Raw genomic sequence first — 13,913 nt, forward strand, 5'->3', positions numbered from 1 at the left:
GAGCCTTGCCATGCCCATGCACTCCCTGAATGATCAGCACCTCGATCATGACCTGGCCACCATCCGCATCAAGAACCTGCGGCTGCGCACCTATATCGGCATCAAGGAAGAGGAGATCGCCAACCGCCAGGACGTGGTGATCAATGCGGTGATTCGTTATCGGGCCGCCCGGGCGGTGCAGTTCAACCATATCGATCAGGCCCTCAACTACCGCACCATCACCAAGCATGTGATCGCTCATGTGGAGGAGAATCGCTTCCTGCTTCTGGAGCGCATGACCCGCGAGGTGCTGGATATCATCATGTCCTATGATCAGGTGTTGACGGCCCAGGTGGAGATCGATAAGCCCCATGCGCTGCGCTTCGCCGACTCCGTCTCCATCACTCTCTCCGACTCTCGGGAGCTGCCCGCCCACCGACCCGAGTAGCGTGATCGAATCGGCCCCTTGCGGGGTTGGTGCCAGGGCCGATTCGTCTTAGCATGGGGGAGAAGCCCCCTATCCAAGGAGACTCGCCTTGAATGGCGACATCATTGCCTTCGACGACGCGACCCAAGCGGGCGAGATCGCGGCCAGTGACGGCCGCCGCTACCTCTTCGACCTGAGTGGCTGGCGAGGCAGGGGCCTGCCCGCCGCCGGCCAGGAAGTGACCTTTACCCCCCGTGATGGCCAGGCGGTGCAGGTGATCCTGCGCCCCGTGCCGCAGTTGCGTGCCGGTACCGCCCAGGGGGGGGAGGGGGGCGAGCGCCCCCGCTATTCCGGCTGGAGCCTGGGCGGTCTGCTGCTGGCCTTTCTTGCCCTGTTTCTCGACGGCCAGGTGCCGCTGCTCGCCGCCGCCGCGGCGGCCTGTGCCTGGTGGGGCCTGCGCCAGGTCCAGCGCGATCCGGCCCGCTATCGGGGCCGGCTGTTCAGCTGGCTGGCGATTGCCTTGGCACTGCTGGTGGCGGTGCTGGGCGCCCTGGTCGCCCCCTCCGCGGCGGTGCCGGTAAGCTAGGCGCCGTCGGGATCCCCTTTTCTCTCGGCGGCCTGGGTCGCCGGCTTCCCGGGAAGGAGCAAACACCATGCAATCCCTGCAAGAGAGTACCCTCTATCGACCCTTCGCCTATATCGATGGCAGTTGGGTGGCCGCCGACAGCGGCGAGCAGATCGCCGTGATCAACCCGGCCACCGGCGAGCAGATCGGCCAGGTACCCCGCCTGGGGCGTGGCGAGACCGAGCGTGCCATCGAGGCCGCCGAGGCGGCCTTTCCCGCCTGGCGGGCCCTGACCGCCCTGGAGCGTGCCGACATCCTGATGAAGTGGCACGACCTGATGCTCGAGCACCAGGACGAGCTGGCCTGGATCATGACCCTGGAGCAGGGCAAGCCCTTGGCCGAGGCCGCCGGCGAGATCGCCTATGCCGCCAGCTTCCTGCGTTGGTTCGCCGAGCAGGCGCGGCGGGTCTCCGGCGAGACCCTGCCCGCCGCCAAGCCCAATCAGCGTATCCTGGTGACCAAGCAGCCGGTGGGGGTGGTGGGGGCCATTACCCCCTGGAACTTCCCCGCCGCGATGATCACCCGCAAGGCCGGTGCCGCCCTGGGGGCGGGCTGCCCCATCGTCATCAAGCCGGCCAGTCAGACGCCTTTCTCGGCTACCGCCCTGGCGCTGCTGGCGGAGTGGGCCGGGGTGCCGCGGGGTGTCTTCAACGTGGTGCCGGGCAAGGCCAGCGAGATCGCCGCGGCCCTGACCGAATCCCCGGCGGTGCGCAAGATCACCTTTACCGGCTCCACCGAGGTGGGACGCACCCTGATGGCCCAGGCCTCCCGGCATATCCAGAAGCTCTCCCTGGAGCTGGGCGGCAATGCGCCCTTTATCGTCTTCGAGGATGCCGACCTGGACGCCGCCGTCGAGGGGGCCATGGCCGCCAAGTTCCGCAACGCCGGCCAGACCTGCGTCTGCACCAACCGCTTCCTGGTCCAGACCAGCGTGATCAACGCCTTCTGCGAGAAGCTGGCGGCGGCCATGAACAGCGAGCTCAGGGTGGGTAACGGCGCCGAGGCCGGCGTCAATATCGGCCCGCTGATCGATGACAAGGCGGTGGCCAAGGTCTCCGAGCATGTCCACGATGCCGTGGACAAGGGGGCCGAGCTGCTGCTGGGAGGCAACCCGCACCCGCTGGGTGGCAACTTCTTCACCCCGACCCTGATCAACTTCGCCAGCGCCGAGATGACGGTGGCCAGCGAGGAGACCTTCGGGCCCTTGGCGGCGGTCTTCCCCTTCGAGGACGAGGAGGATGCCGTGGCCCAGGCCAATGACACCGAATATGGCCTGGCGGCCTACTTCTACTCCCGGGACCTGAGCCGGGTATGGCGGGTCGCCGAGGCCCTGGAGTACGGCATGGTGGGCATCAATACCGGTCTGATCTCCAATGCCTCGGCGCCCTTCGGCGGGGTCAAGGCCTCCGGCCTGGGTCGCGAGGGCGGCCATCAGGGCATGGAGGAGTTCCTGGAGACCAAGTACCTGTGCATGGAGCTGGAGTAACCCCTAGTCACTTGACATGCCCTGAAACGCATCAGGCCCCCACTCGGGGGCCTGATGCGTTTCAGGGCATAAAAAAACCCCGCCGGCGCGAGCCGGCGGGGTCGGTCAGGCGGGTTGCCCGGGTCGGCTTACATCATGCCGCCCATGCCACCCATGCCGCCCATGTCCGGAGCGGCGGCTTCTTTCTCTTCCGGATCATCGGCCACCATGCACTCGGTGGTGATCATCAGGCCAGCCACGGAGCCGGCGGACTGCAGGGCGGTGCGGGTCACCTTGGCCGGGTCCAGCACGCCCATCTCGAAGAGGTCGCCGAACTCGCCGGTCTGGGCGTTGTAGCCGAAGTTGCCCTCGCCGTCCTTGACGCGGTTGATGACCACGGAGGCCTCTTCGCCGGCGTTGGTGACGATCTGACGCAGCGGGGCTTCCATGGCGCGCAGGGCCAGGGTGATGCCGTGGGTCTGGTCGTCGTTGTCACCGGTCAGGCCGGCCACCTTGGTCAGCACGCGGACCAGGGCGGTACCGCCACCAGGCACCACGCCTTCCTCGACGGCGGCGCGGGTGGAGTGCAGGGCGTCCTCGACGCGAGCCTTCTTCTCCTTCATCTCCACTTCGGTGGCGGCACCGACGCGGATCACGGCGACACCGCCGGCCAGCTTGGCGACGCGCTCCTGGAGCTTCTCACGATCGTAGTCGGAGGAGGTCTCCTCGATCTGGGCGCGGATCTGGTTGACGCGAGCTTCGATATCGCCCTCGGCACCGGCGCCATCGATGATGGTGGTGTTCTCCTTGGACATGGTCACGCGCTTGGCGCTGCCCAGGTGGTCCAGGGTCGCCTGCTCGAGGGTCAGGCCCACTTCCTCGGAGATCACGGTGCCGTTGGTCAGGATGGCGATATCCTGCAGCATGGCCTTGCGACGATCGCCGAAGCCCGGCGCCTTGGCGGCGGCGACCTTGACGATGCCGCGCATGGTGTTGACCACCAGGGTGGCCAGGGCCTCGCCTTCGATGTCCTCGGCGATGATCACCAGCGGCTTGCCGGCCTTGGCGACGGCTTCCAGCACCGGCAGCAGCTCGCGGATGTTGGAGATCTTCTTGTCGACCAGCAGCAGGAAGGGATCTTCCAGCTCGACGGCCATGGTGTCCTGGTTGGTGACGAAGTACGGCGAGAGGTAGCCGCGATCGAACTGCATGCCCTCGACGACTTCCAGCTCGTCTTCGAAGCCACGGCCCTCATCGACGGTGATCACGCCTTCCTTGCCGACCTTCTCCATGGCCTCGGCGATGATCTCGCCGATGCGCGCGTCGCCGTTGGCGGAGATGGTGCCGACCTGGGCGATCGCCTTGGAGTCGGTGCACGGCACGGCCAGGGCCTGGATCTCCTTGACCGCGGCGATCACGGCCTTGTCGATGCCGCGCTTGAGATCCATCGGGTTCATGCCGGCGGTCACGCCCTTGAGGCCTTCATTGACGATGGCCTGAGCCAGCACGGTGGCGGTGGTGGTGCCGTCGCCGGCCACGTCGGAGGTCTTGGAAGCGACTTCCTTGACCATCTGGGCGCCCATGTTCTCGAACTTGTCCTTGAGTTCGATCTCCTTGGCCACGGAGACGCCGTCCTTGGTGACGGTGGGGGCGCCGAAGGACTTCTCCAGCACCACGTTGCGGCCCTTGGGCCCCAGGGTGGCCTTCACGGCGTTGGCGAGGACGTCCACGCCACGAGCCATGCGCTTACGGGCGTCGTCGGAAAACTTGACCTGTTTCGCTGCCATTTTCGTTACTTCCTATGCATCGGTTGTCAAACAAGAACGCAAACGTCGTTTGGCGGGCTCTGGGGCTTAGCCTTCCACCACGGCGAGGATGTCGGACTCGCTCATGATCAGGACTTCTTCGCCGTCGATCTTCTGTTTCTCGACGCCGAAGCCTTCCTTGAAGATCACGGTGTCGCCGACCTTGACGTCCAGGGGGCGCACTTCGCCGTTATCGAGAATCCGGCCGTTACCGACGGCGAGAACCTCGCCACGCGTCGGCTTTTCCTGGGCGTTGCCCGGAAGCACGATGCCGCCTGCGGTCTTCTGTTCTTCTTCCACGCGACGGATGACGACGCGATCGTGCAGAGGACGGATGTTCATTGCTCACGTACTCCTGATGGTTGGCTATGTCACGCCTGGCGTGACGGTGGTCGTTATCGGCTCCGCAGCGGGGCCGCGAAGTGAAGGCGAATGCCTTCCGTGTCGTTGGCTCGTCGCCGGGGCGCCGAGCCGAAACCGTTGCTAGCCCAACAGTGGGGGCGGGTGAATGGCTTTCAAGGCCCCGGAAGAAAATTTTTTCATTCGGGAGCACTGATCAGCGGCGCGCGTCGCCCCGGGGAATGAAGTCGCCCTCCAGGGGGCCGTCCTCGGGGGTGGTCCGAGCGCTGTACTCGCCGCTATCGCGTCCGGCCTGGTGCCAGTCGTCGGCCGGCTGATGGTGCCGGCGACCCCCGGCGCCCATCGAGGCGGCCTGGAAGCGCAGCCCGAGACGCGCCAGTCCCTTGCCGAGCAGTCGCCGGGCATCGGGTATCAGGCACAGCAGGCCCAGGCCGTCGGAGACAAAGCCCGGCGCCATCAGCAGGGCACCCCCGAAGATCAGGGCCGCCCCGGTGAGCAGCTCGCCGGTGGGTACTTCGCCGCGAGCGAAGCGTTCCTGGGCTCGGGCCAGGGTGGCCACGCCCTCGCGGCGGATCAGGTGCAGGCCGATAAAGCCGGTGGCCAGCACCATCAGCAGGGTGGTCAGCAAGCCGATCTGGCTGCCCACCGAGAAGAGGATCACGAAGTCGAGCAGGGCGAAGAGGGTAAAGAAGAGCAGAAACGGCATGAGGCCTCCGGGCATCGCAATAGCCAGGAGATGGGGGGAGGCGGGAGGGTTTTCAAGGCGCCGCCTGGGCGATTTCACCTGGGCATGCTAGCTTATATGGGTTGCTGCATTGCACAAAATTACGGGCGGGCGGGTTCGCCCCGCGCCGCTCCCTGACGATGAGGAGAAGACGGATGTCGATGGACAAGACGGTGATCGCCATTACCGGTGGCGCACGCGGGCTGGGGCTGGCGATGGCCCAGCGGCTGGGTCGCCAGGGTGCGCGACTGGCGCTCCTGGATCGCGAGGCCGAGGCCCTGGATAGCGCCGTGGGGGCACTGGCCGAGTCGGGCATCGAGGCCCAAGCCTTCGTCGCCGATGTGGCCGACGAGGCCTCGGTGACCCAGGCCTTCGCCGATATCGCCGAGCGGATGGGGCCCGTGCAGGGGTTGGTCAATAACGCCGGTATCACCCGCGACGGCCTGCTGATCAAGGCCAAGGACGGCAAGGTCGAGAAAGGCCTCTCGCTGAGTCAGTGGCGGCAGGTTATCGACGTCAACCTGACCGGGGTCTTCCTGTGTGGCCAGGCGGCGGCCCAGCAGATGGTCGAGGCGGGTCGGGGCGGGGTGATCGTCAATATCTCCAGCATCTCCCAGGCCGGCAACATGGGACAAAGCAACTATGCCGCGGCCAAGGCCGGGGTGACGGCGCTGACCGTGACCTGGGCCAAGGAGCTGGCGCGTCACGGGGTGCGGGTGGGTGCCGTGGCGCCGGGCTTTATCGAAACCGACATGACGGCGGCGATTCGCCCGGAGATGCTCGAGAAGATCGCCCGCGGCATTCCCCTGGGCAAGCTGGGGCAGCCGGAAGATATCGCCGAGAGCGTGGCCTTTATCTTCAATAACGCCTACTTCACTGGTCGCGTCATCGAATGTGATGGTGGCCTGAGGATCTGAGAAGGAGGAAAGAAGAAGCCCGGGGGCCTGTGCCCCCGGGAGCGGCTCAGAACTCCAGTTGATCACGCATGGCCTCCACGGTGGCCGGACCGATGCCGCTGACCCGGGTCAGGTCGTCGGGGTCGCTGAAGGGGCCGTTGCTCTCGCGATCCTCGATGATGGCCTGGGCCTTGCTGGGGCCGATGCCGGGCAGTTCGGCGAGCATCTCCGCATCGGCCTGATTGACATTGATCGGGGCCATCTCCTGGGCCAGGGTCAGCGGGGCCAGGCCCAGTAGCAGGGCGAATACCAGCCCCTTGAGGGTTGCTTTCATTGCCTATCCTCCCTAAGGGTTAGAGGTTCTTGTGTAACCGGTGGGTTACAAATTAACCCTAGCCCCTGACCTCCGCCGTGCTGTCAGCCTTTAGCGATCTTCTCCGTGGGCGATTGGCGGCGCGTGCGGGCCGACGCGCCCCGGTGCGGCTGGTATACTGAGGCGCCCTATCAACGCGCCGAGGAGACGCCCGCCCCATGTCCACCGACTCCCCCCTGATCATTGCCCTGGATTTCCCGTCCCTGGACGCCGCCCTGTGCCTGGCCGACCGGCTCGACCCGAGCCGCTGCCGGCTCAAGGTGGGCAAGGAGCTGTTTACCCGCAGTGGGCCCGACGTGCTGGAGGCCCTGCATGGCCGCGGCTTCGAGGTGTTCCTCGACCTCAAGTTCCATGATATTCCCAATACCGTGGCCGGCGCCGTCCAGGCGGCGGCGGAGCAGGGCGTCTGGATGGTCAATGTGCATGCCGGGGGCGGGCGGCGGATGATGGAGGCGGCTCGCGAGCGGCTCGAGCGCCACGCTCTCGCGACCCAGCTGATCGCGGTCACCGTCTTGACCAGCATGGAGGCGGCCGACCTCGCCGAGGTGGGGGTGAGCGTCTCGCCGGCCGAGCAGGTGGAGCGCCTGGCACGCCTGGCCCAGGACAGCGGCATGCATGGCGTGGTCTGCTCGGCCCAGGAGTCGGCGCGGCTACGGGAGCTGTGCGGCGAGGCGTTCCTCAAGGTGACGCCGGGGATTCGGCCGAGCTTCGCCGAGGCGGGGGATCAGCGGCGCATCCTGAGCCCGGCCCAGGCCATGGCGGCGGGCAGTACGCACCTGGTGGTGGGGCGGCCGGTGACCCAGGCCGAGGACCCCATGGCGGCCCTGGCCGCTATCGAGACCGAGCTGGCCGACGCCTGACGCCGTCCCTTCGTTACTCCCCCTCGGTGCCGGTGCAGTCACTCTCCCTCGATGCCGGTGACCGGCTTGGTGGTGCCCCATTCGCGGCAGCTGGGGCATTGCCAGTGCAGGCGCTCTCCCGAGAAACCGCAGCGTCGACAGCGGAAACGCGGGTGCCGGGCCAGCAGCGCCTCGGTGTGCTGCTTGAGCAGCTCGACGCGCTCGCGCTCTTCGGCGTCGGCGCTACGCGCATAGAGATCCATCAGGTAGTCCAGCGCCCGCAGGCTGGGAGTACGCAGCAGCTGCTCGCGAATCAGCGCCTCGGCGGCGGCATTGCCCTCGTGGTGCTGGCGGCTCCTGGCCAGGGCCAACAGGGCGCTGGTAAAGGGCGCGCGCTCGATTAGGGTCGTGAGGTAGTCCTCGAACCCCTGGGGATCTTCCAGGCGACGATAGGCCTCCGCCAGGGGCTCGAGGATAATGGGGCTGAAGTCGAGGTCCTGGTCGGGAATTCGCTTGAGCAGCTTGGCCTCGGCCTTGTAGTGGCCGGTGTCATGCTCCAGCCGGGCGAGCAGCCAGGTGGCGCGCACGCATTGCGGGTCGATGCCGAGCGCCTGGCGCAGCTGCTTGCGAGCGGGACCGGGGCTGGCCTGCTGCAGTGCCTGCTCGGCCAGCTCGCAGAGCCAGTGACTGGCGGCGCGGCGTAGCTCCTCCTGCTCGCGCACCAGCTCCGGCACCGCCACCTCCAGGGCCGCTTGCCAGGCCTTCTCCCGCTCCAGCAGGTCGACCAGCAGGCGCTTGGCGGCCAGGCGCAGTTCCTCGTCCTGGGCCTCGCGGGTGATCCCCTGGAGCAGTCGCTCGGCGCGGTCGTGCAGGCCGAGCTTGAGGAAGTCCCGGGCCAGCTCAAGCTGCACTCGCTGCCCCTGGGCGGGGGTCAGGGTGGGGCGGGCCAGCAGGTTCTGATGAATCTTCACCGAGCGATCGGCTTCGCCCCGGGCGCGAAACAGGCTGCCCAGGGCGATATGGGTCTCGATGGTGTCGCTGTTGACCTCCAGGGCGCCGACGAAGGTCTCGATGGCCCGGTCCGGCTCTTCGTTGAGCAGGTAGTTGAGGCCCACGAAGTAGTCGCGCGAGAGGCGTGTTTGGGAGGTCGTCTCGTCGTTGCCAGCCACGCTGCCCCGGCCCAGCCACCAGCCGATGGCGACCGCTGCCAACAACAGGGCCAGCAGCAGAAGGTCCATCATTTACGGCAGTTCCTTGAGCTCCTGGACGCGCAGCTGGTCCAGCTCCTTGCGTTGCTGCTGGTTGTGTCGCTGGGCGCGGGTCAGCCGAGTGCGCAGGCGCAGGTAGACGCCACTCATGGCCAGCATGCCCAGCAATACGCCACAGGTCAGGGCGGCCAGCAGCCAGACCGACAGCGAGGCGGGCGGGAGGTCGAGCCAGATCAGGTTGAGGGGCACGGCCTGCTGGTTGTTGACGGCAAAGAGAATGCCGACCAGCAGCACCACGATCAGGATGACGGCTAGGATCACGCCTTTTAACCAACGCATGGAGCTTCCTTCGATCTTGTCTGTCGTCATGGCGCGGGGCGCCCTTCGCCCTCAGTACCCCAGGGCACGGCTGGCATTGACCTGCTCGCGCAGCTCCTTGCCGGGCTTGAAGTGTGGCACGAATTTACCGTCCAAGGCGACCGGGTCGCCGGTCTTGGGATTGCGGCCGACGCGCGGCTCCCGGTAGTGCAGGGAGAAGCTGCCGAAGCCGCGGATCTCGACCCGCCCCCCGTCGGCCAGGGCATTGGTGATGTCGTCGAGAATGATGCGTACGGCGGCCTCGACTTCCTTGATCGACAGCTCTGGCTGTCGCATGGCGATCTGCTCGATCAACTCGGACTTGGTCATCGGCGCTTCTCCAAGGGCAATGCCGGGTCTACGGTTCTTGTTTGTTCTCAGCATACTGTGCAAATCGTGATAAAACAACGAACTACAACACAGTGGTCGAGGCGGGCCGGCGACGGTCGGGGTTCTGCTTGTCGGTGCCACCTCGGTTATACTGTCGCCACACCCATCGAAGACTTGTCCGAGGTTCTCCCTTGAGCGAAGCGACCCCCTCCGAAGACGTCGAACGCAAGCGGCTCCACTGGCACTCCCGGCGTGGGATGTGGGAGCTGGATCTGCTGCTGCTCCCCTTTCTCGAGACGCGCTATGACGGCCTGGATGCCGACGATCGTGCCGCCTACCGGGCCCTGCTCGAGGAGGAGGATCAGGACCTGTTCGTCTGGCTGATGCGCCGTGAGCCCCCCGAAGCGCCGGCGCTGCGTCGCATCGTCGCGCAGATCATCGAGCATGCCGAGCACGGCGATCGCGATCAGTTTCGCGCCCTCTAGGTGGGCGCTGCTGCCGCCGTTGCTGAGCGGCGGTGGCGTTATCCTGCTGTTGGTCTGGCAAGCGCCGCCGGGGATTGCCGCCCTGGCGGCGCTGTCGTTGGTGGTCGGGCTGGGGTGGCTGGCTCGGCGGCGGCCGCAGGGGCGGCTGCGCTTCGTGCCGCTGGGCGATGGCGGGGAGTGGCAGTGGGCCGAGCCGCGGGGCGAGTGGCGACGCGTCCGACTGGACTGCGACTACCTGGGGCCCTGGTTGATCGGCCTGCGCCTGGGGGCGCGACGGCTCTGGGTATGGCCGGATAGCGCCGCCCCCGAGGCGCGGCGTCGGCTGCGGCGGCTGCTGGTCGTGCGTCGCGGGATGCTCTAGTCGAGCGCGTCCAGGCCGATAAAGGAGGGCCGGGGCTCGGCGGCGCCGCTCGGGCAGTCGCGATTGTAGTGCAGCCCCCGGGATTCCCGGCGTGCCTGGGCCAGGCGCACGGTAAGGCGGGCCAGGCGCAGCGAGTGCCAGAGGCTGGCTAGGGCCGCGGTGGGGGCGTGATGTCGCCACTCGGCGGTCACCCGCTCACCGAGTTCGCGCAGTTGCGCCTCGGCCTTGGCTAGGCCGGCGTCGTCACGAACGATGGCCACGCGCCGGCTCATGATCTCCCCCAGCTCGCCCTGGAGGGCGGCGACACTCGCCGCCGAGGGGGGCGTGCCGCGGGAAGGTGACGCCGGGCGTGGTGCCTGCCACTCGCCGGACGGTCGACGCAGGGCTCGGGCCGCGGCCCGGGCGAACACCAGGCACTCCAGCAGCGAGTTGCTGGCCATGCGGTTGGCGCCGTGCAGGCCGGTGGCCGCCACCTCGCCGATGGCATAAAGGTGGGCCACCTCGGTGGCGCCATTCAGGTCGGTGACCACGCCGCCGCAGCTGTAGTGGGCGGCGGGCACCACCGGGATCGGCGCCCGGGCGATATCCAGGCCGCGGGCCAGGCAGTGCGCCTGGATGGTGGGAAAGAGGCGGCGGATCGTCGCGGCCGGCAGGTGGCTGATATCCAGCCAGACATGCTCGCCGCCTTCGTGTTGCATCTGGGCGTCGATGGCCCGGGCGACGATATCCCGCGGCGCCAGCTCGGCCCGATCATCGAGGGCCGGCATAAAGCGTTCGCCGGCCAGGTTGCGCAAGATGCCTCCCTCGCCACGTACCGCCTCGCTGATCAGGAAGGGCGCGCCCTGGGGATCATAGAGGCAGGTGGGGTGGAACTGCTGAAATTCCAGGTTCATCAGCCGGGCGCCCAGCTCGGCGGCCATCAGCATGCCCTCGCCCCGGGTCGGGGCGGGGCTGGTGGTGTGACGATAGAGGCCGCTGGCGCCACCGCTGGCCAGCACCGTATCGCCGGCCAGCAGGAGCGTCTCTCCCCCCCGTTCGTCCAGGCAGCGGGCGCCGCGGCAGGCGCCGTCGGCGTCATGAAGTAGGCCGATGGCGGTGAGCGACGGGCACAGGGTGATGCCAGGATGGGCCTGGACCCGGGCGACCAGGGTCTCGATGACCGCACGCCCGGTGGCGTCCGCGGCGTGGATGATGCGCCGGGCGCCGTGGCCGCCTTCGCGGGTCAGGTGGTAGGGGTAGGGGGCCTCGGGGCGCGGGTCCGGGGTAAAGGGCACGCCGAGGGCGAGCAGCCAGTCGATGGCCGCGGGCCCCTGGGTCACGGTGAAGCGCACCGCGGCCTCGTCGCACAGGCCGGCTCCGGCCACCAGGGTATCCGCCACATGGGAGGCGATATCGTCGTCGGGGGCCAGCACGGCGGCGATGCCGCCCTGGGCCCAGCGGCTGGCGCCGGCGTCATCGCTGGCCGGTCGCAGCAGGGTGACCGGGCGGTGATCGGCCAGGTCCAGCGCCAGGGCCAGGCCGGCGACGCCGCCGCCGATGACCAGGACGCGTTCGGCGGGTATCGTCATGGGCGGCCCTTCGTCTTGTCGATGATCTGGGGGTGCCGCGCGGCGCGTCGCCGCAGGCGTTGGCTGGGGAGTCGCCGCAGCTTGCCGAGCTCCTCGGCCAGGGTCTGGGTCAGGCGCGCCAGTTCGCGATTCAGCCACAGGTAGCCGCTGGGGCTGAACAGCAGGCGGCCATCCTCGGTGCGTCCCCCCTGGGCCTGATCGCCGTAGCGCTGCAGGTCGAAGGTGATGCCGTCCACCTGAATGGGCTGACCGGTGCGCACCTGATAGGCCAGGCTGCCGAGGACCCGCGCCAGGCTATGCTGGGTCTCTCTGAGGCCCGTCATGGCGTCGATGCGCTCATGCCCCGAGCGGGTGTTCCAGTGACTCTCCAGCAGCAGCTCGATGGTGGAGAGCATACGCCGTTGCAGGGAGATCAGGCTGTCCAGATCGCGACGTCGCAGGCGCCCCTCGCTATGAATGGCATCGATCAGGCCGCGCTGCTTGACCAGTAGACCGCTGGTAGTCTTGAGGGCCTCCCGGGCGGAGGGGTCGACCCCGGCCGCGGCGCCGGTGTGGGCCTGATAGAGCCGGGCCATGGTCTCCAGGTTGTCGGCCATCAGGAAGCGCAACACATCGGTGGCCTTCTGGGGCAGCAACAGCAGGGTCACCGTCAGGCCCACGCAGGTGCCCAGCAGCACATCGAAGCCCCGCCACAGGGCCAGGGTCAGGTCCTGGTGGCCGTCGCCGGCCACCAGCAGCAGGCTGATGGTAAACATCAGGCCGCCGTAGGCGTGGCGCTTGCCGAAGGTGATATAGGTGGCCAGGGCGATGCCCAGCAGTAGCCAGCCGAGTAGCAGGCCCGGGGGCGGGTCGGGGACCAGGGTGATCAGGACGCCCCAGCCGACGCCGGTGACGGTACCCAGCAGGCGCTGCTTGGCCTTGTCCAGGACGCCGCCGATATGCGGCAGGTTGCCCATTACCATGGCGGTGCTGACCAGGGCCCAGCTGCCGTGGGGGATCGGCAAGAGCGTGATGATCAGGTAGGTGATCGCTACCGCGGCACAGATTCGCAGCGCATGAATGGGCCGTCGATGGCGGTAGTTGACGTAGGGGTCGCGAAGGCGAAACGATCTCATCGAGGAGTGCCCCGGAGCGAATGGCTCATCGAATCGATGATGGTGCCCGGAGCCGGGCTCGAACCGGCACGGTGTTGCCACCGAGAGATTTTAAGTCTCTTGCGTCTACCAATTTCGCCATCCGGGCGGGAGGTTCGAGCAGGGGAAGTCAAGAAATGGAGGCTGGAGTCGGAATCGAACCGGCGTACACGGAGTTGCAGTCCGCTGCATAACCACTCTGCCATCCAGCCTCACTGAGTCGGGCCATTTTCATCACTCTTGCTTGAAAATGGAGCGGGAAACGAGATTCGAACTCGCGACCCTCGCCTTGGCAAGGCGATGCTCTACCACTGAGCTATTCCCGCCTGACTCGAGAGCGAATTATACGGATAACTGCGTGTCTGTCAAACAGTTATTGCGATCTTTCTTACATCGAGCGGCTCAGGTGCGGCCAGGCGGCACGCAGGTACTGGGCCATGGACCACAGGGTCAGGGCGGCGGCGGCATAGAGGGTCACGACCCCCAACTGAGCCACCGGCGAACCGGGCAGGAAGCCCAGCAGCAGCAGCAGGGCCACCATCTGCAGGGTGGTCTTGACCTTGCCGATCCAGGAGACGGCCACCAGGCCGCGCTTGCCCATCTCGGCCATCCACTCCCGCAGCGCCGAGATGACGATCTCGCGGCCGATGATCACCAGCGCCGGCAGGGTCAGCCAGAGGCTCTCGTAGCGTTCGATCAGCAGGGCCAGGGCCACCGCCACCATCAGCTTGTCGGCCACCGGGTCGAGGAAGGCGCCGAAGGGGGTGGCCTGGTCCCAGCGCCGGGCCAGGTAACCATCCAGCCAGTCGGTGATCGAGGCCAGGGCGAAGAGGGTCGCCGCCAACGGCAGGCTCCAGCCATAGGGCAGGTAGAAGATGACCACCAGCAGGGGGATAAACGCGATGCGGGCCAGGGTGAGTAGGTTGGGGATGTTCATCGTCGGGTCGCGTGTCCTTGCCGGGAGAGTCGAAAGGGCCA

At 67.4% G+C, this 13,913-nt stretch carries 17 protein-coding genes and 3 tRNA genes; 7 read left to right on the plus strand and 13 right to left on the minus strand.

Annotated features, from left to right (window positions below; genetic code table 11):
- Positions 1 to 10 precede the first annotated feature (10 nt).
- From folX to HPA02_RS08725, 3 genes are all read left to right on the plus strand, one after another.
- Positions 11 to 427: a dihydroneopterin triphosphate 2'-epimerase gene (folX, locus tag HPA02_RS08715; RefSeq protein ID WP_146802797.1), complete on the plus strand. Its 417-nt coding sequence runs from the start codon at positions 11 to 13 to the stop codon at positions 425 to 427.
- Between the two features lie 88 nt (positions 428 to 515).
- Positions 516 to 992, plus strand: a complete 477-nt coding sequence (locus HPA02_RS08720; RefSeq protein ID WP_146802798.1) for a hypothetical protein — start codon at positions 516 to 518, stop codon at positions 990 to 992.
- Between the two features lie 67 nt (positions 993 to 1,059).
- Complete coding sequence (locus HPA02_RS08725; RefSeq protein ID WP_146802799.1) at positions 1,060 to 2,517, plus strand: NAD-dependent succinate-semialdehyde dehydrogenase; 1,458 nt, start codon at positions 1,060 to 1,062, stop codon at positions 2,515 to 2,517.
- Positions 2,518 to 2,645: 128 nt separating this feature from the next.
- Here HPA02_RS08725 and groL read toward each other — a convergent pair whose 3' ends face one another.
- The 3 genes from groL to HPA02_RS08740 form a co-directional block, all read right to left on the minus strand.
- Positions 2,646 to 4,283 carry a chaperonin GroEL gene (groL, locus tag HPA02_RS08730; protein ID WP_146802800.1) on the minus strand — a complete coding sequence of 546 codons (1,638 nt, stop codon included), beginning with the start codon at positions 4,281 to 4,283 and terminating at the stop codon, positions 2,646 to 2,648.
- A 66-nt stretch (positions 4,284 to 4,349) separates the two neighbouring features.
- The gene (locus HPA02_RS08735; RefSeq protein WP_146802801.1) at positions 4,350 to 4,643 is read right to left on the minus strand and encodes a co-chaperone GroES; all 294 of its coding nucleotides are present in this window, start codon (positions 4,641 to 4,643) and stop codon (positions 4,350 to 4,352) included.
- 214 nt (positions 4,644 to 4,857) lie between these two features.
- On the minus strand, positions 4,858 to 5,367 hold the full coding sequence (locus tag HPA02_RS08740) for an FxsA family protein (protein ID WP_146802802.1): 510 nt from the start codon (positions 5,365 to 5,367) through the stop codon (positions 4,858 to 4,860).
- A 173-nt stretch (positions 5,368 to 5,540) separates the two neighbouring features.
- On the opposite strand from HPA02_RS08740, the gene HPA02_RS08745 reads away from it, so the two are divergent.
- Positions 5,541 to 6,302 (plus strand): SDR family oxidoreductase, encoded by a 762-nt coding sequence (locus HPA02_RS08745; RefSeq protein ID WP_146802803.1) that lies wholly within the window; start codon positions 5,541 to 5,543, stop codon positions 6,300 to 6,302.
- A 46-nt stretch (positions 6,303 to 6,348) separates the two neighbouring features.
- On the opposite strand, the gene HPA02_RS08750 is transcribed toward HPA02_RS08745, so the two are convergent.
- Positions 6,349 to 6,615 (minus strand): ComEA family DNA-binding protein, encoded by a 267-nt coding sequence (locus HPA02_RS08750; protein WP_146802804.1) that lies wholly within the window; start codon positions 6,613 to 6,615, stop codon positions 6,349 to 6,351.
- 197 nt (positions 6,616 to 6,812) lie between these two features.
- Here HPA02_RS08750 and pyrF point away from each other — a divergent pair, with 197 nt between their 5' ends.
- On the plus strand, positions 6,813 to 7,514 hold the full coding sequence (pyrF, locus tag HPA02_RS08755; protein ID WP_146802805.1) for an orotidine-5'-phosphate decarboxylase: 702 nt from the start codon (positions 6,813 to 6,815) through the stop codon (positions 7,512 to 7,514).
- Positions 7,515 to 7,552: 38 nt separating this feature from the next.
- On the opposite strand, the gene lapB is transcribed toward pyrF, so the two are convergent.
- From lapB to HPA02_RS08770, 3 genes are read right to left on the minus strand one after another with little or no spacing between them, the layout of a single operon-like run.
- Positions 7,553 to 8,734 (minus strand): lipopolysaccharide assembly protein LapB, encoded by a 1,182-nt coding sequence (gene lapB / locus HPA02_RS08760; RefSeq protein ID WP_146802806.1) that lies wholly within the window; start codon positions 8,732 to 8,734, stop codon positions 7,553 to 7,555.
- Complete coding sequence (locus HPA02_RS08765) at positions 8,735 to 9,040, minus strand: LapA family protein (RefSeq protein ID WP_146802807.1); 306 nt, start codon at positions 9,038 to 9,040, stop codon at positions 8,735 to 8,737. It lies immediately after the preceding gene.
- A gap of 51 nt (positions 9,041 to 9,091) precedes the next feature.
- Entirely contained in the window at positions 9,092 to 9,388 is a 297-nt protein-coding gene (locus HPA02_RS08770) for an integration host factor subunit beta (RefSeq protein ID WP_146802808.1), read from the minus strand.
- 191 nt (positions 9,389 to 9,579) lie between these two features.
- Here HPA02_RS08770 and HPA02_RS08775 point away from each other — a divergent pair, with 191 nt between their 5' ends.
- Together HPA02_RS08775 and HPA02_RS08780 are read left to right on the plus strand one after the other, a co-directional pair.
- Positions 9,580 to 9,873, plus strand: coding sequence for an FAD assembly factor SdhE (locus HPA02_RS08775; protein WP_146802809.1), 294 nt, complete (start codon positions 9,580 to 9,582; stop codon positions 9,871 to 9,873).
- Entirely contained in the window at positions 9,833 to 10,234 is a 402-nt protein-coding gene (locus HPA02_RS08780; protein WP_146802810.1) for a protein YgfX, read from the plus strand. Before HPA02_RS08775 ends, HPA02_RS08780 begins: the two co-directional genes overlap by 41 nt.
- Here the strand turns inward: HPA02_RS08780 and nadB are convergent.
- The 6 genes from nadB to pgsA all read right to left on the minus strand — a co-directional run bounded on the left by nadB (position 10,231) and on the right by pgsA (position 13,872).
- On the minus strand, positions 10,231 to 11,802 hold the full coding sequence (gene nadB, locus HPA02_RS08785) for an L-aspartate oxidase (protein WP_146802811.1): 1,572 nt from the start codon (positions 11,800 to 11,802) through the stop codon (positions 10,231 to 10,233). The genes HPA02_RS08780 and nadB overlap by 4 nt on opposite strands.
- Positions 11,799 to 12,917 carry an FUSC family protein gene (locus tag HPA02_RS08790; protein WP_146802812.1) on the minus strand — a complete coding sequence of 373 codons (1,119 nt, stop codon included), beginning with the start codon at positions 12,915 to 12,917 and terminating at the stop codon, positions 11,799 to 11,801. Before HPA02_RS08790 ends, nadB begins: the two co-directional genes overlap by 4 nt.
- 40 nt (positions 12,918 to 12,957) lie before the next feature.
- Positions 12,958 to 13,044: transfer RNA gene (locus HPA02_RS08795), tRNA-Leu, on the minus strand.
- A gap of 29 nt (positions 13,045 to 13,073) precedes the next feature.
- Positions 13,074 to 13,147, minus strand: a tRNA-Cys gene (locus HPA02_RS08800).
- Between the two features lie 39 nt (positions 13,148 to 13,186).
- Positions 13,187 to 13,261, minus strand: a tRNA-Gly gene (locus HPA02_RS08805).
- A 62-nt stretch (positions 13,262 to 13,323) separates the two neighbouring features.
- On the minus strand, positions 13,324 to 13,872 hold the full coding sequence (pgsA, locus tag HPA02_RS08810; protein WP_146802813.1) for a CDP-diacylglycerol--glycerol-3-phosphate 3-phosphatidyltransferase: 549 nt from the start codon (positions 13,870 to 13,872) through the stop codon (positions 13,324 to 13,326).
- Between the last annotated feature and the right edge of the window lie 41 nt (positions 13,873 to 13,913).

Source organism: Bisbaumannia pacifica, from assembly GCF_007989625.1.
Taxonomy (GTDB): Bacteria; Pseudomonadota; Gammaproteobacteria; order Pseudomonadales; family Halomonadaceae; genus Bisbaumannia; species Bisbaumannia pacifica.